A 20,856-nucleotide genomic window follows, 5' to 3' on the forward strand; every position below is an offset into this window, starting at 1 on the left:
GCATAATCTTTCAGTCTTACGCTTACAGCTTACGCATAACCAGCGTGGCGTTGGTGCCGCCAAAACCGAAGCTGTTGGACATTACGGTGGTCAGCGCCTGCTCGGTCGGTTTGGTCACGATGTTCAGACCTGCCGCCTGCTCGTCCAGCTCTTCAATGTTGATGCTTGGCGCGATAAAACCGTGTTCCAGCATCAGCAGAGAGTAGATAGCTTCCTGAACGCCAGCCGCGCCCAGTGAGTGACCGGTCATCGCTTTGGTTGCGGAGATTGCCGGGCTGTTGTCGCCAAACACTTCACGAATCGCACCCAGCTCTTTCACGTCGCCTACCGGAGTAGAGGTACCGTGGGAGTTCAGATAGTCGATCGGCGTGTCTACGCCGTGCATCGCCATCTGCATGCAACGTACTGCGCCTTCGCCAGACGGAGCAACCATGTCTGCGCCATCGGACGTTGCGCCGTAACCGACGATTTCCGCATAGATGTGCGCGCCACGTGCCAGAGCGTGTTCCAGCTCTTCGACCACGACCATACCGCCGCCGCCAGCAATAACGAAACCGTCACGGTGTGTGTCATAGGTACGGGAAGCTTTGGATGGATCGTCGTTATATTTGGTAGACAGCGCGCCCATGGCGTCGAATTCACACGCCATTTCCCAGCACAGCTCTTCGCCGCCGCCAGCGAAAACGATGTCTTGTTTGCCCAGCTGAATTTGTTCTACTGCGTTGCCGATACAGTGCGCAGATGTCGCACAGGCAGAGCTGATAGAGTAGTTTACGCCGTGGATTTTGAACGGCGTTGCGAGGCAGGCAGAAACGCCGGACGCCATCGCTTTGGTGACCACATACGGGCCAACCGCTTTCAGGCCACGCGGGCTACGCATTGCGTCAGCACCGAACACCTGAAAACGCGGGGAGCCGCCGCCGGAACCTGCAATCAGGCCAACGCGCGGGTTGTTCTGGTAATCTTCTGCTGCAAGGCCGGCATCAGCCACTGCCTGTTCCATAGAAAGGAATGCATAGATGGATGCGTCGCTCATGAAGCGCACTACTTTGCGGTCAATGAGGCCAGTGGTATCCAGTTTTACGTTGCCCCATACGTGGCTACGCATGCCGGAGTCCTTCAGCTCCTGAGAGAAAGTGATCCCTGAACGTCCTTCACGCAGAGATGCCAGGACTTCCTGCTGGTTATTACCGATGCTGGAAACGATGCCCAAGCCAGTAATCACTGCACGTTTCATTCAATACCTCTGTAAGTCGCACTATTTTAAAGTTTCGAGTGGCACAATAGCGTACACTTGTACGCCGAACAAGTCCGATCAGCCATTTAATGTGGAAATTTGCGCAGCCAGGCACTCATCGCTAAGATCGGGGCACAGCCTGCCAGACGAGTAACTTACGTGAAACAATACGCTATACAACCTGCCAACCTTGAATTCAACGCTGAGGGTACACCTGTTTCCCGAGATTTTGACGATGTCTATTTTTCTAATGATAACGGGCTGGAAGAGACACGTTACGTCTTTCTCGGCGGGAATCATCTCGCCCAGCGATTCCCTGCACATTCACGTCCCCTCTTCGTAGTAGCAGAAAGTGGGTTTGGCACCGGACTTAACTTCCTGACACTCTGGCAGGCGTTTGCCGAATTCCGCGATACCCACCCTGACGCTACCCTGGAAAGATTACATTTCATCAGTTTTGAAAAATTTCCGCTGACGCGTGAAGATCTGACCTTAGCCCATCAGCACTGGCCAGAACTTGCCCCGTGGGCCACGGCGCTGCAAGAGCAATGGCCGCTGCCGCTGGCGGGATGCCATCGCCTGCTCCTTGATGAAGGACGCGTCACGCTGGATCTGTGGTTTGGCGATATTAACGAACTGACCAGCAAGCTGGATGACTCCCTGAATCAAAAAGTGGATGCCTGGTTTCTGGACGGTTTCGCGCCGGCAAAAAATCCGGATATGTGGACGCCAACGCTGTTTAACGCAATGGCCCGTCTGGCTCGCCCCGGCGGCACGCTGGCGACCTTCACCTCAGCAGGCTTTGTGCGTCGGGGATTGCAGGAAGCCGGGTTTACGATGCAAAAATGCAAAGGCTTTGGTCGCAAACGAGAAATGCTTTGTGGCGTAATGGATAAGACGCTGGCGCTCCCCTCCTCGGCACCCTGGTTTGCACGTACCGGAACAGATAAACGCGAAGCCGCCATTATTGGCGGGGGGATTGCCAGCGCATTGCTGTCGTTGGCGTTACTGCGCCGCGGCTGGCAGGTCACGCTCTATTGCGCCGACGATAACCCAGCCGGGGGTGCATCCGGCAATCGCCAGGGCGCTCTTTATCCGCTACTGAGCAAACATGACACGGCCATTAATCTCTTTTTCCCCACCGCGTTTACCTTCGCCCGCCGGCTGTATGACGCCCTCCCCGTTGAGTTCGCGCATGACTGGTGCGGCGTGACGCAACTGGCGTGGGATGAGAAAAGCCAGCAAAAAATCGACCAAATGTTGTCCCTTGAATTGCCCGATGCGCTCGCCGTCGGAGTTGACGCAGAGCAGGTTTTACAAACGACCGGCGTAAAAACCGGATGCGGCGGGATTCAGTACCCCGCCGGAGGATGGCTGTGTCCGGCACAGTTAACCGCCGCCGTATTCGACTATGCCGCAACGCTGGGATTACGCACCCGGTATCAACATACGCTGGACTCACTGTCTCGACTGACAGAAAACTGGAAATTGGCGTTTGCCAATGGAGCAACCGCCACTCACGCTGCGGTAGTGCTGGCTAACGGGCATCGCATTAACAGCGTTGAACAGACGCAGTCGCTACCGGTGTACTCCGTAGGCGGTCAGGTGAGTCACATTCCTACTACGCCTTCGCTTTCAGCGCTGCGTCAGGTGCTGTGCTATGACGGCTACCTCACGCCGCACAACCCGCAAAATCAGCAGCACTGCATTGGCGCCAGTTATCATCGCGGAAGTGAAGAAACGGTGTATCGTGCTGACGATCAGCAGCAAAACCGTCAGCGCTTAATAGATTGTTTCCCGAATGCCGCGTGGGCAAAAGAAGTAGACGTTAGTGGCAATGCCGCCCGTTGTGGAGTGCGCTGCGCCACGCGCGATCACATGCCGATGGTCGGCAACGTCGCGGATTATGACGCCACGCTCAGCCAGTATGCCACTCTTGCCGAAGACAGAGAGCACGCCGTAAACGCCCCGGTTTATTCCGATTTATTTATGTTGGGTGCGCTGGGCTCGCGCGGGCTGTGTACTGCCCCGCTGTGTGCAGAAATTCTGGCATCGCAAATGAGCGATGAACCTATCCCTATGGATGCCAGCACGCTGGCTGCGCTGAATCCGAATCGTCTGTGGGTAAGGAAGTTATTGAAGGGTAAAGCGGTGAAATAAGATACCATCTCATCATTGCCTGATGGCGCTACGCTTATCAGGCCAACAATCCCCGTCCACGTAGGCCGGATAAGACGCCTTCGCGTCGCCATCCGGCACAATCCACTGCAATTATTATTGCGTTGCCTTTTGAAATAAAGTGTCCCACATCTCTTTCACTAACGCCTGGTCACGCGGCGAGAGTTCGCCTGCGCTGATGGCTTTTTCCAGGCTGCTGGTCACATTGGCGTACAATGCCTCAGCGGAATGGTCCTCGCCAGCATCCAACTCAGCCACAGCCAGCGTCAGGTGTCCACGCAAATAGCCACTGGCAAACAACTCATCATCGCTGGCGTGCTCTACCATATCGTCGATTAATGCCAGAATGCGTGATTCAAACTCCGCGATCATCTTCTTTCCTCATTGTAAACGTGGCAGCAGCTTCAGTTGAGCGCTTCGGGCCACGGGAATTGTTCCGCCGTAAGTTCAGGCGTGTGATAATAATTCTGTAACGCGTTAATAAAACGCGCCGGACGTTCAGGGATCCCCTTTTCCAGGTACTCCATTACCTGAGCATGAACACGGCGCTGGAATACCACGCGGTCTGGTTCAAAGTCCCCTTCGAGGTTGTCGCAACTGACGTTAAACGGGTACCCCGCCGCCATGCAAAACAACCAGTCAAACGCCTGCGGCTTCACTTCCACATCTTCAAACTGGCATTGTGTCTTCGCGTCGCGTCCGTCCGGGCAGTACCAGTAACCAAAATCGACCAGCTCACGACGGGCTTTACCGGCGATGCACCAGTGTGAAATTTCGTGTAACGCACTGGCGTAATAACCATGCGCAAAAACGATACGGTGATACGGTAATTCCGCATCCGCAGGAAGATAGATCGGTTCGTCGTCGCCTTTAATCAGACGGGTATTAAATTCATCGGCAAAGCAGCCGTTAAAAATCTCAATTAACTGTTCGTAGTGATGCGTATTATTCATTAGTTCATCCCCAGCCAGTGGAGAATCTCCTGTCCATGATTATCATAAAGTAGCTTGGCGCTCATCACGGCGGAGACAATAACGATCATTGGCCGAATGAGTTTTTGTCCTTTGCTGAGCACCAGTCGAGAGCCCATCCGTGCGCCAATAAACTGGCCAATGAGCATCACAAAACCTGTCGCCCAAATCACTTTGCCGCCGAGGGCAAACAACAACAACCCACCGATATTCGATGTGGCATTTAATACTTTGGCGTGGGCCGTCGATTTCGCCAGGTTGTATCCGCACAGCATGACAAAGGCCAGCGCGTAGAACGACCCTGCCGCCGGACCAAAAAAGCCATCGTAAAAACCGACGCAGCCTCCCGCCACCAGCGCGAAAGGTAAACCGTGCAATCGACGCTGTCGGTCCTCTTCCCCCACTTTCGGCATCAACAGAAAGTAAAGGCCAATACAGATAACCAGAACCGGCAGGATCTGGCGCAGAACATCTGACTGCACGTGCTGAACCAATAGCGCCCCGCTCATTGATCCGACAAACGTCATGAAGATATTGAGCTTCTGATCCGCCAGATTAACCACGCCACGACGAATAAAATAGAGGGAGGAAGAGATAGATCCCCCACAGGCCTGCAACTTATTGGTCGCCAGCGCTTGCGCAGGTGGCATCCCGGCCGCCATCAATGCCGGGATGGTGAGTAGACCACCGCCTCCGGCCAGAGAATCAATAAAACCTGCCAGCATCGCCACAAAAAACAGCACACCTAGCAGCAGTGGCGACACCATAAACAGAGAGGCAAAATGATCCATTAGAGTACATGCTCGTCCAGTAGCGCCTGGCAGGAAGGCGGCAACGGCGGCGGTGTCTTCTTCTCAGGCTTGGTGGTTCCAGGTTTTGGAGGTTCGAACCAGCTTTGCAGCTCTGCGCCACAGCCGTCACCCGGTGGCGGTAACGGTTGATCTTCACACTCAAGGCTGTCGGCAGGGCAACGTAACCGCACGTGCATATGCGCACGATGCTGGAACCATGGCCGCACTTTACGCAACCAGTCCCTGTCGGTCCCTGCATCCAGACAAAGTTGTTGCTTAATCGCCGGATTCACGAAAATACGCGTTACTTCATTATCTTTTGCAGCCAGCCTTACCAGGCTAAAAATCTCCGGTTTCCACAGTGATGGCACAACACGTTTGCCGTCCTGTGAGACCAGATCTAACGCCTGCGGCCGCAGCAGTTGCGACTGGGTCCAGCGCGTTTTCGGCAGTTGCAGGAAAATATCCACATCCAGTCCCGTCTGGTGGCTGGCGTGACCGCCATTGAATCGCCCACCGGCCGGCATACCCATATCGCCGATTAACACCGTGCCCAGCCCCTGACTATTAGCCTGATTACTCAGACGCTGGATAAACCTCACCAGATCCGGATGGCCAAAGTAACGACGCTGATCGGTGCGCATCACCTGATAATGTTCTGACTGTACAGGCAGCGTATCTGCGCCAACAATACAGCCATTGGAAAACGCGCCGATAGACTGCGCGCTGCCCGCAACCGGATGGGTAATTTTCTGCCAGGGCGTCGCCGCCAGACAGGCGGTACTGGCAAACAGAGCCAGCGCCGCAAGTGCCGTTTTTTTCATCTCTTACCAGCGTGGAATATCGGTCTTCACGTCCGCATTTTGCGCCCGCTGACGCAGCAGGTGATCCATCAATACGATCGCCAGCATCGCCTCGGCGATCGGTACGGCGCGGATCCCAACGCACGGATCGTGACGACCTTTAGTGATCATTTCGACTTCTTCACCAAAGCGGTTAATGGTGCGCCCTGGAACGGTAATACTGGACGTCGGTTTCAGCGCCATATGAGCAATGATTTGTTGCCCGCTGCTGATCCCACCCAGAATGCCGCCCGCATGGTTACTCTGGAAACCTTCTTTGGTGATTTCATCTCGGTTCTGGCTGCCACGCAGCGCAACAACGTCAAATCCGTCGCCAATCTCAACGCCCTTAACGGCGTTAATGCTCATCAGCGCATGGGCGATGTCGGCATCCAGGCGGTCGAATACAGGTTCGCCAAGACCCGCAGGCACACCGCTTGCAACAACGGTCACCTTCGCCCCGATGGAATCGCCCTCTTTCTTCAGCCCGCGCATCAGTTCGTCCAGCGCTTCGAGTTTATCCGGGTCCGGACAAAAGAACGGGTTAAGTTCCACCTGGGACCAGTCTTTTATCTCCAGCGGAATATCACCCATCTGCGTCAGGCAACCGCGAATCTCAACGCCGAACTTTTCCGCCAGATATTTTTTGGCAATCGCTCCGGCCGCCACGCGCATCGCTGTTTCACGTGCGGATGAACGTCCGCCACCACGGTAGTCGCGCAGGCCATATTTCTGCTCATAGGTATAGTCGGCGTGTCCTGGACGAAAAACGTCCTTAATCGCGCCGTAATCCTGTGAACGCTGATCGGTATTTTCGATCAGCAGGCCAATGCTGGTGCCAGTGGTAACGCCCTCGAACACCCCGGAGAGGATTTTCACCTGATCCGGCTCACGACGCTGCGTAGTGTAGCGCGATGTGCCTGGACGCCGTCTGTCGAGATCGTGCTGCAGGTCAGCTTCTGTCAGAGAAATGCCCGGCGGAACACCATCGACAATACAACCGAGCGCCAGCCCGTGTGATTCGCCGAAAGTGGTTACGCGAAAGAGTTGCCCAATTGTGTTTCCTGCCATCACGGCTCCGTTATGAGTGTTGTGTATGTGCGCGTGTAATTAGTCTTTATAAATGCTGAAGTGCTCACGAGCAGCAACTAACTGCTCTTTGGTCAGCATGAATACGCCGTCACCGCCGTTGTCGAACTCCAGCCAGGTGAACGGTACATCCGGATATTGCTCTATCAGATGTACCATGCTGTTTCCGACTTCACAAATCAGAATACCGTTATCTGACAGGTAGTCTGGGGCGTTCCCCAGGATGCGGCGGGTAAGTTTCAGCCCATCACTGCCGGACGCCAGACCCAGCTCAGGTTCGTGACGATATTCGTTTGGCAGATCGGACATATCTTCCGCATCGACATACGGCGGGTTGGTCACAATCAGGTCATACTGGACTTTCAGCAGATCGCGGAACAGATCGGAACGGATCGGCGTGACGTGATGGATCAGGCCGTGTTCTTCAATATTGTGTTCGGTCACCGCCAGCGCGTCAGTGGAGATATCCACCGCATCAACTTCGGCTTCCGGGAAGGCATACGCGCAGGCAATGGCAATACAACCGCTGCCGGTACACATATCGAGGATATGCTGCGGCTGCTCATTAATAAGGCCCGCAAAGCGGTTATTGATAAGCTCGCCAATCGGTGAACGCGGAACCAGCACGCGTTCATCAACATAAAACTCATGCCCGCAGAACCAGGCTTTGTTGGTCAGATAAGCAACCGGAATGCGCTCGTTGACGCGGCGAATCACGCGTTCAACAATACGATGACGCTCGCTGGAGGTCAGACGCGCTGTACGCATGTCTTCCGGAATATCCAACGGCAAATAAAGTGACGGCAGCACCAGTTGTACGGCCTCGTCCCATGGGTTATCCGTGCCATGGCCATACCAGATGTTCGCCGCGCTAAAACGGCTGACCGCCCAACGCAACATGTCCTGAATGGTATGCAGTTCACTCACTGCTTCATCGACGAAAATTTTATCCACGTATTCCTCCAGGGCATGCTCGTATTAATTTCGGCGGCTAGTTTGCCACGAAGACGGCGATAAATCAGCATTCACACAGGGCCTGAGCGCGAAAATTGCGTTTTAAGCGATCGGATGCCCGCCGAGTCGGGTTAAACTAATGGAAAATAAAAGTTGAGACTCTCGAATGAAAAAGAAAACATCGCTCAGCGAGGAGGATCAGACGCTGTTTCGCCAGCTGATGACCGGCACGCGTAAAATTAAACAGGACACCATTGTTCACCGACCTCCACGTAAAAAAATTGCCGAGGTTCCGGTTAAAAGACTGCTACAGGAGCAGGCTGATGCCAGCCACTATTTCTCGGATGAGTTTCAGCCGCTGCTGAATACGGACGGCCCGGTAAGATACTTGCGTGCCGACGTCAGCCATTTCGAACTGAAGAAAATGCGCCGTGGCGATTACTCTCCGGAGCTGTTTCTCGATCTGCATGGGCTGACCCAGCAGCAGGCCAAACAAGAGTTAGGCGCGCTGATTGCCGCCTGTCGTCGTGAGCATGTATTTTGCGCCTGCGTGATGCATGGCCACGGAAAACATATTTTGAAACAGCAAACGCCGCTTTGGCTGGCCCAGCATCCGCATGTGATGGCTTTTCATCAGGCACCGAAAGAGTACGGTGGCGACGCCGCGCTGCTGGTGCTAATTGAAGTAGAAGAGTGGCTACCGCCCGAACTTCCGTGATGCAGAAAAACAGAAAGAGCCGCGTTTGCGGCTCTTTGCATTTTCGGATGACGGCTGCGCCTTATCCGATACCAACCTTTTTAAATCGCTTTTGCCATTTTCAGGTTACACGGGCTCATCTGCCAGTTAAAAGTCCCCTTTCCGCTCTCATCAAGCGTTACGCTGGCAATCGCTGATGTGGTAAACATCGGCGGTGTTTCACCTGGGCAAAGCTCAGACACCAGATACCCCACTAAAGGCAAGTGAGAGATAACCAGTGCCGTGGCGATACCTTCATTGGCCAGAGCCTGTAAATAGGCACTGACCAGACCGACATCGCCGCAAGGAGTCAACTCCGGCAAAACATCCACACCGGTTGGCAGGTTCATACACTCCCCCACCACATCCAGCGTTTGTTCGGCTCGCAGGAACGGGCTCACCAGAACACGTTCGATATCCACTTTTTGACCTTTCAGCCAGTTCGCCATCAGGCGAGATTCGTCACAACCACAGGAGGTTAAGGGACGAACCGAATCACTGGCGGCATCGAGGGCCGCGTCGCCGTGACGCATGATAAAAACTTGCATATTGCACCGCTTTTGTTAACCAGAATCACCAATACCTTTATTCACAGCCCCTATTGGCTGTGCTAACGATATGGTGGCCGGCATTGTGCCTTATCCATTCACCGAATGAAACGCTGTTTTTTACCTCAACGGCGTAAGTATAGTCAATCTCTGTTTACATTTTGAGCGCGAGCCATACATTCAGTGCGGATTCATCCTACCTTTGACCTCATGAATTCAGGTCAGTTTCCCCAATATTCCAGAATTTTTCACTGTGTGCCGCCATCTGCAATAACTGTTCACACGGCGCAAACCGCGAGCCGTATTGCGTGGTCAGCCGTTGCAGAGTCGCAACCACATCTCCCGCGCCGAGTGAATCCATATACCGGAACGGGCCGCCGAGGAATGGCGGAAAACCAATACCAAATACAGCGCCGATGTCGCCATCACGTGCGCTACGGACTATCTTCTCGTCGAAACAACGAGCAGCTTCATTGAGCATTAACATGACGCACCGCTCTGCTACCTGCGCAGCGGTAAGTCGGCCCTGACCCTGAACGCCAATAAGCGTATAAATTGCAGGGTCGACCTGTTTTTTGCTTTTACGCCCTTTCACACCATAAAGATAGAAACCCCGACCATTTTTTCTACCTTTGCGATCGTCATTCAAAATTGAAGCAACAACATTTGCAGGCGCGCTAAAACGTTCTCCATATGCAGCCTCAAGCACTGGTATAATTTTAGTGCCCGTATCAATTCCGACCTCATCCAAAAGTTGGATTGGCCCAACTGGAAAACCAAACTTAACCAGCGCGGCGTCTATGGTTTCGACCCGCTCGCCCTCGGTCAACATACGAATCGCTTCGTTAATATAAGGCGCTAAAATGCGGTTAACGTAAAAGCCGGCCTTATCTCTGACCACTATCGGCGTTTTGCCCTGTTTTTTCGCTAACTTAACGGTAGTTGCAATCGTCTGCTCGGAGGTCGTGGCATGTGGGATCACTTCGACCAACGGCATTTTTTCCACCGGACTAAAAAAGTGTAAACCAATCACTTGTTCAGGCCTGGTAGCATTCGCAGCAATATCGCCAATGGGCAAAGATGAGGTATTAGAAGCAAAAACGGTATGAGGTGCGCAATTTTGCTCAACTTCTGCCACCATCCGTTGTTTTAGCGACAGATCTTCAAACACGGCTTCAATAATCAAATCGCGATGCGCAAAGCCACGGTAGTCGATCGATCCCGAAATCAGCGCCAGTTGTTTATCGCGTTCGCTGGCTTTGATATGACGGCGGCGAACCTTCGTTTCAAGCTGATCCCAGCTATACTTCAGCGCATGATTGATTCCCTTAGCATTTATATCTTTGATGCGCACAGGCAAGCCGCCTTTACAGGCCGTCACGTAGGCAATACCGCCGCCCATCAGACCGCCGCCCAAAACACCTACACTGTTTAGCGGGCCAGGTTTCGCATCACTTCCCGGATCCTTTTTCACGTCGGTGTTGGCAAAAAAGATGTGCCGTAGCGCCTGAGACTGGGATGTCATCGCCAGCTCACCAAACGCGCGGGCCTCTGCGTCGTAACCACTACTGCTGCCTTGTGCTAGCCCGGTTTCGATGACCTCAAGGATACGTTCTGTTGCAGGGTAGTTACCTTGCGTTTTTTGCGCCGTCTTTTTACTGGCCATGCGGAACAACAGCGCCCGCCCCAGCGGCCCCGCCAACACTCGCTCTCTTACGGGCAGTGTTCGTTGCGCAGAACTGTCCTTTTTAGCCAGTTCAACGGCCGCTTCCAGCAAAATGGAATGCGGTACAACTTCATCCACTAAACCAACTTTCAGCGCCTGTTTTGCGCGTAATTGTTTTCCGGTGAGGATCATATCCAGTGCGGCACTGACGCCAATCAGGCGCGGCAGCCGCTGCGTACCACCGGAGCCGGGCAACAAGCCAAGTTGTACTTCAGGTAAACCCAGTACGGTTTTAGCATCATCGGTACAAATACGGTTGTGGCACGCCAGCGCCATCTCCAGGCCACCGCCGAGGCATGCACCATGAATCGCGGCGATAACCGGGATCGGTAAAGCATTAATTTCAGCCATCATCTGCTGCCCCTGACGGGCCAGCGTTTCGGCTTCCTGCGCGCTGCGACAGCTACCAATCATGTTGATATCCGCCCCGGCAATGAAGTTATCGGGTTTAGCCGAAATAAACACCACACCACGCAATGCTTTGTTATCGCGGATTTGTTTCAGAATGGCCCGCACCTGAGAAGCAAACTCTGCTTTCAGGGTGTTCATTTTCTCTCCGGGCACATCAATGGTGACAACAGCAACGTTATCCAGACGTACGTTTAGTGTAAAAGCCGATGTCATTTCCATTATTCCGCCTCCAGAACCATTGCCGCACCCAGACCACCAGCTGCACAGGCTGTCACTAAACCAAAACCGCCGCCACGACGACGCAGCTCATGGAGGGTTTGAGTGATCATGCGCGCACCGGTGGCAGCAAAGGGGTGTCCATAGGCAATCGATCCGCCCAGCACGTTAAATTTACTGTCATCAACCTCGCCAGTGGCATGCCCCCTGCCCAGCACGTCGCGGGCAAAACGTTCGCTACCCAACAGCTGAAGATTCGCCAGCGTTTGCGCGGCAAAGGCTTCATGCATATCGATCAGGGTTAAATCTGCCATCGTCAGACCGGCTCTCTCCAGGGCAAGCGGTGTTGACCACGCCGGTCCCAGCAGCATGTCCTGCCAGACATCGATGGCGGTAAAAGCAAAACTACGCAAGTACCCCAGCGGCACCAGCCCCAACTCTTTCGCACGCGACTCTGTCATCATGATCACGGCGGCTGCGCCGTCCGTTAGCGGGGTACTGTTTGCCGCGGTGACGGTGCCGTGCTTGCGGTCAAACGCCGGACGTAGTTTGGCGTAATCGGCCAGCGTAGAGTTACCGCGAATGTTGTTATCTTCTGAAAAAGGATCTTTAAACGGTGGCGCGTAGGTAGTCATTACCTCATCTGTCAGCTTTCCTTCAGCCCATGCCTGAGCGGCACGCTGATGAGAGCGGTGCGCCAGAGCATCCTGCTGCTCTCGGGTAATACCATAGGTTTTGGCCATTTGCTCAGCCGTATCCCCCATACGCAAACCGGTAGAATACTCGGCGACGGCTGGCGGCACAGGCATCAGGTCACGTAAGCGCAATCGGGAAAAGAGTTTAAGACGTTGACCGGTTGTCCGGGCCTTATTGACATCCACCAGCACCCGCGCCAGCTTTTTACTAACGCCAATAGGCAAGACTGACGAGGAGTCCGCACCACCCGCAATTCCAGCACGAATAGACCCCGCCATCAGGCTTTCCGCGACATTCGCCACCGCCTGGAAACTGGTCGCGCAGGCCCTGCTCACGCTGTATGCATCGGTATGTACATTCATGCCGGTTCCCAGCACAATTTCACGAGCAATATTTGGTGCTTCAGGCATTTGCACCACCTGGCCAAAAACCAGTTGCTCGATCACATCGGCAGGAATTTCGCTGCGCGCCAGCAGCTCACCGACGACCATCTTTCCTAAATCAACGGCGGGAATGCCATGAAACGCGGTAGCCTGACGAGCAAATGGCGTACGCAATCCACTTACAATGGCAATACGGTCGCCCTGGCGGGTAACCAGCGGTAAAGCCTGACTCATAACACTCCCCTGTAAAAAAATAAAATAAGTGGTCTGACCTGATCATAGTCTTAACCAATTTTTTACATTTAGCCAAGCGGGGAGAAAAGAAAGTGGGAGCTAAGACACAGTGAATAATCACTGACAGTTACGAAAAAGCCCTTGCTATCAGATAGCAAGGGCTTTTGCAGAGGGGGATTAACGCAGGCCCAGCTGGAAAATCAGCGTTTCAGCTTCACAGGCAAAAACAAAGTCGATATCCAGACGCACACCTTCTGACTCTTCAGTAAAGGTCGAAGTGATTTGGCAAGGCTCAGATTCCACGCCACGTGCCTTTTCAGTCAGAGCGGCCAGTGTTTCTTCTGCCTCTGCGCGATTCGCGAACACACGGCTGTAGGACGCGGTGCAATCGGAGTTGTCCATGATGGTGCCAACATCCATACAGCAGCAAACCGGGGTTTCATCAGCACTGCATTTACTCATTGTAGATTTCCTCTGTATTCGCACCTGAGGTGCCAGATAAACGATGGGGATATTTTACGCTCCCATTATTCGCCTCTCCAGTCGTTAATTGTACGAAATGCGATAAGTGACCGAAATCACACTTAAAAATGATCTAAAACAAAAATCGCCCAAACAGGTGAGTGCGCACCTCCGCAATTTTGCCAGCTGGATCGCGTTTCTCTGATCAAATTTGAAAATATTTATAAACATACTTGCAACATTCCAGCTGGTCCGACCTATACTCACGCCACTGGTCTGATTTCTAAGTCGTACCTCAGACCCTACACTTCGCGCTCCTGTTACGGTATGTAACATTGTTTGTATAAAAATAAATCTATGAGGTTATGGTCATGAGCCAGAAAACCCTGTTTACAAAGTCTGCTCTCGCAGTCGCAGTGGCAATTATCTCCACACAGGCCTGGTCTGCAGGCTTTCAGTTAAACGAATTTTCTTCCTCTGGCCTTGGCCGGGCATATTCGGGTGAAGGCGCAATTGCGGATGATGCAGGAAACGCCAGTCGTAACCCGGCACTGATTATGATGTTCGATCGCCCTACTTTCTCAGCAGGTGCGGTGTATATCGATCCAGACGTTAATATTTCCGGTAAATCGCCATACACCGGACGCAGCACTGATGCGGACAACATCGCGCCTACGGCGTGGGTTCCCAATGCTCACTTCGTGATGCCTATCAACGAACAGTTTGGTTGGGGTGCTTCCGTTACCTCAAACTATGGTCTGGCTACCGAATTTAACGACAGCTACATCGTTGGTGAATACGGCGGTAAGACCGACCTTAAAACGGTCAACCTTAACCTGAGCGGCGCCTACCGTCTGAATGATAGCTGGAGCTTCGGTCTCGGTTTTAACGCCGTTTATGCTGATGCAAAAATTGAACGTTATTCTGGTGAGCAAACGGCTGCATTACCGAAGGTCAGCAACAAAATTGCCAGCCTGAAAGGGGACGAATGGGGCTACGGCTGGAACGCCGGGATTTTGTACGAACTGGATAAAAATAACCGTTATGGTTTAACGTACCGTTCCGAAGTTAAAATTGATTTTGATGGCGATTATAAGAGTGGCATCCGTACCCAGGCGAACGCCATACCTGGCGCTGGCACTACATTCCCATGGGGAACGACCAATGCCACCGTCCCGGGTTCTCTGACACTTAACCTGCCTGAAATGTGGGAATTGTCAGGTTATAACCGTATTGCACCACAGTGGGCTATCCACTACAGCATGGCCTATACCAGCTGGAGTCAGTTCCAGGAGCTGAAAGCCACAGGTTCCAATGGACAGACACTGTTCTATAAAGAAGAAGGCTTCAAAGATTCTTACCGCATTGCATTGGGTACAACTTACTATATGGATAAAAGCTGGACGTTCCGTACCGGTATTGCTTATGACGATAGCCCGGTTCCAGCAAGCAAGCGTTCCATCTCCATTCCGGACCAGGATCGTCTGTGGCTGAGTGCGGGTACGACTTACGCATTCAATGATGACGCATCCATTGACGTCGGCGTTTCTTATATGCACGGCCAGAAAGTGACCGTTAAAGAAGGCCCGTATACTTTCGACTCTGAAGGTAAAGCCTGGCTGTTTGGTACAAACTTCAACTACGCATTCTGATTTTCTTCAGACGTAAAAAAGGTGAGCTTTTTAGCTCACCTTTTTATTTGCCCAATTCCTTACTCAGAATCGATCTCTTTTAAATCGTCCTGAATGTCTTTCGCGTTCGGGTTTTCTTCTGGTTTGAGTTTCCCACCGTTCGCAATAAAGTCATGACGCTGGAAGTAAGCTTCACGCACCATAATGTAAGGATCGGAAGACTGACGCAGCAGACCGTCAGAGTCGAGCAATTGCGCGCGAGTTTCAATCCCTTCAACCGTCCATTTGCCTATCGACAACGGCCAGGTCAGCCAGGACAGTACCGGATACAGGGTATCGACCATATCGCCGCCGTCATCACGCAGTGTGAAACTACCGTAGAACGGAAGCTGCATATACGGCCCGTAACCCACGTCATAGTGGCCTAACGTACTGCCAAAGCGGTGTGGTTCAACGCGCTGCAACTTCGGATTAGCCATACCTGCCACATCGATAAAGCCGCCCATACCTAACAGGGTATTCAGGAAGAAACGGGTAAAGTGCACCATCCCCTGATAAGGATCGCCTTGCAGGAAATAGTTGACCATGACGGCCGGTTCTTCAAGGTTCCCCGTAAAGTTGCTTAAACCATTACGCGCCGGCTGCGGAACATAATCACGCCAGGCCACTGCTACCGGTCGAACAACATAGGGATCCAACACGTTAAAGTTGAAGTTGTACATGGTACGGTTGAACCCTTCAAATGGGTCCGAACGCCCCTGCTGTTCAGTACCGGAGCTCGCACACCCCACCAAAAGTGTGGTTCCCAGCGCAAGCGCCGACAGGCGAAGCTTCATAAGTATCTCCCTGTGTTTTATGGCTATCGCTGATTGCCATCCATGACGGAACGATGACGTATCCGCCTGTTTAGATGTGAGCGATTGTAACAGCACGTCAAATGATGTCTATATACCCTGTCTTACTGATTTGATCATAGCCTGGTAATACGCACTCCGCGGCGGTTCTATTCTAACTAACCCGATAAAAACAAACGTTACCATTTTTGCTATCTCAGACTTTCTCCCGCTGATTTTCAGACAAAAGCCGCTACGCTTTAGCAATACGTGCTTATTCAGGATTCGGCCATGAATGACATCAAGAAAGATAAGATTGATCGACACAGCGACGAACTCGAAGTGGAAAGCGATGAAAAACTAACAGGGAAAAAGATAGAGCTTGATGAGGACAGACTCCCCTCCCGCGCCATGGCGATCCATGAACATATTCGCCAGGATGGGGAGAAAGAGATGGAGCGTGACGCAATGGCCCTGCTGTGGTCAGCCATCGCAGCCGGACTGTCGATGGGCGCCTCGCTACTGGCTAAAGGGATTTTTCACGTACAGCTGGAAAGTGTGCCAGGGGGATTTTTACTCGAGAACCTCGGTTATACCTTCGGCTTTATTATTGTCATTATGGCCCGCCAACAACTCTTTACCGAAAATACCGTCACCGCCGTACTGCCGGTGATGCAAAACCCTACCCTCGGCAATTTTGGCCTGTTGATGCGCCTGTGGAGCGTGGTACTACTGGGTAATATTATTGGCACCGGGGTTGCAGCATGGGCGTTTGAACATATGCCGATTTTTGATGAAGAGACCCGCGATGCTTTCGTCAAAATTGGCATGGATGTGATGAAAAACTCTCCTGTGGAGATGTTTTCCAACGCCATCATTTCTGGCTGGTTAATTGCCACGATGGTGTGGATGTTCCCCGCCGCCGGAGCGGCAAAAATTGTGGTCATTATTCTGATGACCTGGCTGATTGCGTTAGGCGATACCACGCATATCGTCGTTGGCTCGGTGGAAATTCTCTATCTGGTCTTTAATGGCACGCTGCACTGGAGTGATTTTTTCTGGCCCTTTGCGCTACCAACGCTCGCCGGGAATATCTGTGGCGGAACGTTTATTTTCGCGCTGATGAGCCATGCGCAGATCCGCAATGATATGAGCAACAAACGCAAGGAAGAAGCCCGGTTACAAGCAAAGCGTGATGAGCAAACGCAGAAAAACCAGAAAAAACAGGCCTGAATGGTGACTGTTTGAGCAGTCGGGCGGCCTGAGACTTACCGTTGTGAGTAAAAAACGCTATACTCGTGCCGCTTCGTCCCCTTAGTTAAATGGATATAACGAGCCCCTCCTAAGGGCTAGTTGCAGGTTCGATTCCTGCAGGGGACACCATATATACTTCTCATGTTCATCCATTAATTAGCCAGGCGATAAAACGGCACATTCCTCACTGTTGCAGTAAGATTGTCGGACACCATTGTCTGCTTGGTAGCTATCCGCATCCCTGCTTTTCTCAGCCTCAACACATCAGCGGCAATACGCTGGCTGCCAAACCAGAAAAGCCCATCCAGCGCAGTGACATCAAGGCCCGATTCAAGTGCCAGCTTCAGACGTTCGCGTGGTGCTTTTACTGTTTTAGCAATCTGCTGATATGGCGCTTCGCTTGAACCTGCAGGACTAATGCGCCGGATTCGATGCGACAGGCGGTACTGAAATTCATCCGGTATCCCACCGAGACTCGCTTTCAGGCTGTAAACACAGCCAAAGCGTTTGCCGTTAAAGATGACGTTTTTCTGACTAAGCTGCAGCTCTTCACGCACGCTGGCAATCAGTTGCGGGGTACGGAGTAATAACAGGCGGAAAGGCAACTCAAAACTGGTCACGTAGTCCACATTCAATAAAGCAATACGCAGACGCTCTTGCGGTCCCGCCTTCAATTCGCGACATTCAGTAATAACATCAGCCCACTGGCCGGTAAGGCGGGAACTCTCAGTCGCCTCAGTAAAGCTGTATTTTTCAGTCTCATAATCAATACGTTCAGTCACACGGAATTCCCTTCTGGCCACATCTCGGTATCGGTTGTTCACTTTACCAGCGACAAGATTGCTATGTCAGGAATCTTTGCTTAACCCGCCCAATATTTGCTTCATACCATCACACTAAGATGACGACAACTGACCGATCCGGCGCGTTTACCGGATCGGTACAGCGGCGTCATGTCAGACAACAAAACGATTGACCAACCCCTTCATGGTGACCGACAGATTGTCCAGCCGCTGGCTGTCGCTCGCGGCCTGAGAAACCAGCGCCGCATTTTGCTGCGTAACCTGCTCCATCGGTCGCAGAGCCTGGTTTATCTGGGTTACCCCTTGCGACTGTTCCGTCGCCACGCGCGCGATATCCGCAATATATTGCTTCATACTGGTGGTATTGTCCGCTGCCGCTTCCAGCGCGGTAGCTGATGCCGTGACCCACTCAACGCCCTCACTAATTTTAACCATGTTCTGCGCAACCAGCTCGCGGATCTGGTTAGCTTCTTTGGCGCAACGCTGCGAAAGATTCCGCACTTCACTGGCCACAACCGCAAACCCCCTGCCCATCTCTCCTGCCCGCGCAGCTTCCACTGCCGCATTCAGCGCCAGTAAGTTAGTCTGAAACGAGATATCATCAATTGAGGTCACAATATTCGATATTTTCTCACTGGAAGCGCGAATATCCCCCATACTCTGGTTCGCCGCACTGGCAACGTTACTGGCCTGTCGGACCTCTTTTTCCAGCCTGATTGTCAGATGCTCCGCTTCGCGGGCATTATCCGCTGTTTGCGTAATCGCAGTTGATAGCTGCTCCATACTGGCCACGGCTTGTACTATTGATGCAGCCTGTTCATCTGTACGTTGAGCCAAATCCTGATTTCCCACCGTAATACTGCTGCTGGCATCGGACAAAACCACGGCGCCTTGTTTAATCTCCTGTACGATATGCTGAATACTTTCCAGCATCGTGTTATAGGCACGATTAAGTGAGGAAAGCTCATCTTTACCCGGCGTCGCCAGACGTTGAGTCAGATCGCCATTCATCCCCGCAATCTTGCGCAGCGTGTCGCTGAATTGGCGATGCATATTGATTGCGATGGCTCCAGCGAAGGTCAATGATGCCAGTAGCGCTAACAAGCTGACGACCATATATATTTGCCAGTTTTTTCGTGCATCCTGCGCGAGTTTTTCTGCATTCGCCAACAGAAGATTCGCCGTCACATTTTCTATCTGCCGCATCACTTCAATACGCTGAGTTTGTACTTTGAACCAGGTAGTAGGATCGACACCAAATCCACCGTTCTCGACATGATTAAACGCGGTTTCACGAAATGAGAGGGCTTTTGACGCTTCTGCAGATTGTAAGCGATTTTTCAACATGGCCGCCTGTTCAGGCGAGCTCAGCCGCAACGATTGTGCCAGCCAGACGTTCTGTTTACTGACGACATCACTGAGCTGATGTAACTGTCCGTCGGCGAAATGACCGGAGGAAAAGATATTTGATAACAGTGCCCGTTCAATACCCGCTTGTTCTTTCAAATTCAGCAGATTGTAGTAGGCGGCGAATGCGTTTGCCATTTCGCCAGAATCCGTCAACTGCCCCAACTTACCGACAAAACTCAGCACATCAGCAATGACGTTGGTGTAAAACTTAACCACATCTGCGGCTGGAAGCCCCAACTGCGTGACATTTTCCCGGATGGTGGCGAGCGAAAGAATGTTTTTCTTAAACGCAGCGACAGAGGTAGCAACATCCCCTTCCGGTAATGCAGTATCGGACAACGAGCGCACGAATACCTCGATCTCGCGATCGGTCAAAGCCCGCTGTGCGTTTAACTCATCTTTGAACGTAGTCCCTGCAGCCCCCAGAAATCCGACACTCATTCCCCGTTCTTTTTGCAGTTCATGCACCACATTTCCAGCACTGCGTGCGAGCGCTGTCAGTTGGGCAATATTCTCCATCTGCCGTTCTGTCTCAATACGCGTCAATATTCCTGAACCTGCAAACCAACACAACGCCAGTAATAGTGGTTGTAGCGCGATTATTAACTTCATTTTCATCGGCATTCGATAAACCCACCACATGCCACTTCCCTCCATTAACCATATTTTCACCATGGTTATCGGCATCAAACAGCCTCTCTTTAAAATCCCCCATGAGACAAGTGATTGTTTTTAGGCCTAATATTCACCAACATACCTCTATTGGGCTATATTACTCAGAATTAATGTTTGCCCAACCACAGTAATTCAAACTTATATTTCATCTTTCTGAATAATATAGATTATTATTTTATTCTTGTTGCGCGTTTATCCGTTCGATACAGGCACAGATATCCGGTTTATCTCGTGTTCCCTTAACCAATGATCAAAAGAGCAGTAATTTAATTGATGCAATACACAATACACTTTGCAAAGTGCTATTATCATTCTGCATTAAGATTATTATATTAAATATTCAACTAGAGAAAAACACATTCAAATCAAATAATTATTAGCATAATGAATTACTACTGGTAAATCCGAACAACATTTATATTGAATTAAAAAATAAGTTATCTAACATAATTATTGCTTATCACTAATCTATAAGAGAATAAACTTATGAAAAAAATCAGTATTATTGCATTGTTAGGTTCAACATTAGCATTTTCAGCATATGCCGCTGAACAAATCTCACCAGAGCAAGCCAGCAAATATACAAAAATAGGAGAACTTAGCGTAACTGAAGACGGCTTTACAATGACAGATGACGGGCTCAGCAAAAAGGTGGATGAAAAGGGTGGCAAATACTATGTAATTACCTCAATTGAAGGGCAATCGGAACACAAAACGATCAATGCTGATATTTATAAATAAACCATAATAGAAATAAATCATTACCAATCTGCACC

General features: G+C 51.7%; 19 protein-coding genes and 1 tRNA gene. 6 read left to right on the forward strand and 14 right to left on the reverse strand.

Annotated elements, in window-relative coordinates:
- Positions 1-22 precede the first annotated feature (22 nt).
- Positions 23-1,237, reverse strand: a complete 1,215-nt coding sequence (fabB, locus tag OGV89_RS09255) for a beta-ketoacyl-ACP synthase I (protein ID WP_286558537.1) — start codon at positions 1,235-1,237, stop codon at positions 23-25.
- A gap of 159 nt (positions 1,238-1,396) precedes the next feature.
- Here fabB and mnmC point away from each other — a divergent pair, with 159 nt between their 5' ends.
- Positions 1,397-3,397, forward strand: a complete 2,001-nt coding sequence (gene mnmC / locus OGV89_RS09260; RefSeq protein ID WP_286558539.1) for a bifunctional tRNA (5-methylaminomethyl-2-thiouridine)(34)-methyltransferase MnmC2/FAD-dependent 5-carboxymethylaminomethyl-2-thiouridine(34) oxidoreductase MnmC1 — start codon at positions 1,397-1,399, stop codon at positions 3,395-3,397.
- A 114-nt stretch (positions 3,398-3,511) separates the two neighbouring features.
- Here mnmC and OGV89_RS09265 read toward each other — a convergent pair whose 3' ends face one another.
- Genes OGV89_RS09265 through prmB form a run of 6 tightly spaced genes read right to left on the reverse strand, consistent with a single transcriptional unit; the run spans position 3,512 to position 8,062 of the window.
- The gene (locus OGV89_RS09265) at positions 3,512-3,787 is read right to left on the reverse strand and encodes a YfcL family protein (protein ID WP_003028163.1); all 276 of its coding nucleotides are present in this window, start codon (positions 3,785-3,787) and stop codon (positions 3,512-3,514) included.
- Positions 3,788-3,819: 32 nt separating this feature from the next.
- Positions 3,820-4,368 (reverse strand): elongation factor P hydroxylase, encoded by a 549-nt coding sequence (locus tag OGV89_RS09270; RefSeq protein ID WP_003834819.1) that lies wholly within the window; start codon positions 4,366-4,368, stop codon positions 3,820-3,822.
- Positions 4,368-5,177, reverse strand: coding sequence for a sulfite exporter TauE/SafE family protein (locus tag OGV89_RS09275; protein ID WP_003028167.1), 810 nt, complete (start codon positions 5,175-5,177; stop codon positions 4,368-4,370). The genes OGV89_RS09270 and OGV89_RS09275 overlap by 1 nt, the downstream gene beginning before the upstream one ends.
- Positions 5,177-6,001, reverse strand: a complete 825-nt coding sequence (mepA, locus tag OGV89_RS09280; RefSeq protein WP_003028168.1) for a penicillin-insensitive murein endopeptidase — start codon at positions 5,999-6,001, stop codon at positions 5,177-5,179. The genes OGV89_RS09275 and mepA overlap by 1 nt, the downstream gene beginning before the upstream one ends.
- A 3-nt stretch (positions 6,002-6,004) precedes the next feature.
- Positions 6,005-7,090, reverse strand: coding sequence for a chorismate synthase (gene aroC / locus OGV89_RS09285; RefSeq protein ID WP_003028170.1), 1,086 nt, complete (start codon positions 7,088-7,090; stop codon positions 6,005-6,007).
- 39 nt (positions 7,091-7,129) lie between these two features.
- Positions 7,130-8,062: a 50S ribosomal protein L3 N(5)-glutamine methyltransferase gene (gene prmB / locus OGV89_RS09290; protein WP_003028173.1), complete on the reverse strand. Its 933-nt coding sequence runs from the start codon at positions 8,060-8,062 to the stop codon at positions 7,130-7,132.
- 166 nt (positions 8,063-8,228) lie between these two features.
- Between prmB and smrB the strand changes: the two genes are divergently transcribed.
- On the forward strand, positions 8,229-8,780 hold the full coding sequence (gene smrB, locus OGV89_RS09295; protein WP_003839296.1) for an endonuclease SmrB: 552 nt from the start codon (positions 8,229-8,231) through the stop codon (positions 8,778-8,780).
- 80 nt (positions 8,781-8,860) lie between these two features.
- Here the strand turns inward: smrB and sixA are convergent, their stop codons facing one another.
- From sixA to OGV89_RS09315, 4 genes are all read right to left on the reverse strand, one after another.
- On the reverse strand, positions 8,861-9,346 hold the full coding sequence (gene sixA, locus OGV89_RS09300; RefSeq protein WP_003028179.1) for a phosphohistidine phosphatase SixA: 486 nt from the start codon (positions 9,344-9,346) through the stop codon (positions 8,861-8,863).
- A gap of 208 nt (positions 9,347-9,554) precedes the next feature.
- On the reverse strand, positions 9,555-11,702 hold the full coding sequence (gene fadJ, locus OGV89_RS09305; RefSeq protein WP_003845062.1) for a fatty acid oxidation complex subunit alpha FadJ: 2,148 nt from the start codon (positions 11,700-11,702) through the stop codon (positions 9,555-9,557).
- Positions 11,702-13,012 carry an acetyl-CoA C-acyltransferase FadI gene (fadI, locus tag OGV89_RS09310; protein ID WP_003845061.1) on the reverse strand — a complete coding sequence of 437 codons (1,311 nt, stop codon included), beginning with the start codon at positions 13,010-13,012 and terminating at the stop codon, positions 11,702-11,704. Before fadI ends, fadJ begins: the two co-directional genes overlap by 1 nt.
- 177 nt (positions 13,013-13,189) lie before the next feature.
- Positions 13,190-13,474: a YfcZ/YiiS family protein gene (locus OGV89_RS09315; protein ID WP_003834838.1), complete on the reverse strand. Its 285-nt coding sequence runs from the start codon at positions 13,472-13,474 to the stop codon at positions 13,190-13,192.
- A 371-nt stretch (positions 13,475-13,845) separates the two neighbouring features.
- Here OGV89_RS09315 and fadL point away from each other — a divergent pair, with 371 nt between their 5' ends.
- Entirely contained in the window at positions 13,846-15,126 is a 1,281-nt protein-coding gene (fadL, locus tag OGV89_RS09320; RefSeq protein ID WP_003845058.1) for a long-chain fatty acid transporter FadL, read from the forward strand.
- Positions 15,127-15,185: 59 nt separating this feature from the next.
- Here fadL and mlaA read toward each other — a convergent pair whose 3' ends face one another.
- Entirely contained in the window at positions 15,186-15,941 is a 756-nt protein-coding gene (gene mlaA / locus OGV89_RS09325) for a phospholipid-binding lipoprotein MlaA (RefSeq protein WP_003028190.1), read from the reverse strand.
- A gap of 288 nt (positions 15,942-16,229) precedes the next feature.
- Here mlaA and OGV89_RS09330 point away from each other — a divergent pair, with 288 nt between their 5' ends.
- Entirely contained in the window at positions 16,230-17,171 is a 942-nt protein-coding gene (locus OGV89_RS09330) for a formate/nitrite transporter family protein (protein WP_003845057.1), read from the forward strand.
- A 75-nt stretch (positions 17,172-17,246) separates the two neighbouring features.
- Positions 17,247-17,321, forward strand: a tRNA-Arg gene (locus OGV89_RS09335).
- Between the two features lie 23 nt (positions 17,322-17,344).
- Here OGV89_RS09335 and OGV89_RS09340 read toward each other — a convergent pair.
- Both OGV89_RS09340 and OGV89_RS09345 read right to left on the reverse strand, forming a co-directional pair.
- Positions 17,345-17,974 carry an ECs1377 family protein gene (locus OGV89_RS09340; RefSeq protein ID WP_003839291.1) on the reverse strand — a complete coding sequence of 210 codons (630 nt, stop codon included), beginning with the start codon at positions 17,972-17,974 and terminating at the stop codon, positions 17,345-17,347.
- A gap of 174 nt (positions 17,975-18,148) precedes the next feature.
- Positions 18,149-20,047, reverse strand: coding sequence for a methyl-accepting chemotaxis protein (locus OGV89_RS09345; RefSeq protein ID WP_200003025.1), 1,899 nt, complete (start codon positions 20,045-20,047; stop codon positions 18,149-18,151).
- A 519-nt stretch (positions 20,048-20,566) separates the two neighbouring features.
- On the opposite strand from OGV89_RS09345, the gene OGV89_RS09350 reads away from it, so the two are divergent.
- The gene (locus tag OGV89_RS09350) at positions 20,567-20,821 is read left to right on the forward strand and encodes a YdgH/BhsA/McbA family protein (RefSeq protein ID WP_003845055.1); all 255 of its coding nucleotides are present in this window, start codon (positions 20,567-20,569) and stop codon (positions 20,819-20,821) included.
- The last annotated feature ends 35 nt before the right edge of the window (positions 20,822-20,856 follow it).

The sequence above is a fragment of the Citrobacter sp. Cf125 genome (assembly GCF_030333935.1).
GTDB lineage: Bacteria > Pseudomonadota > Gammaproteobacteria > Enterobacterales > Enterobacteriaceae > Citrobacter > Citrobacter freundii.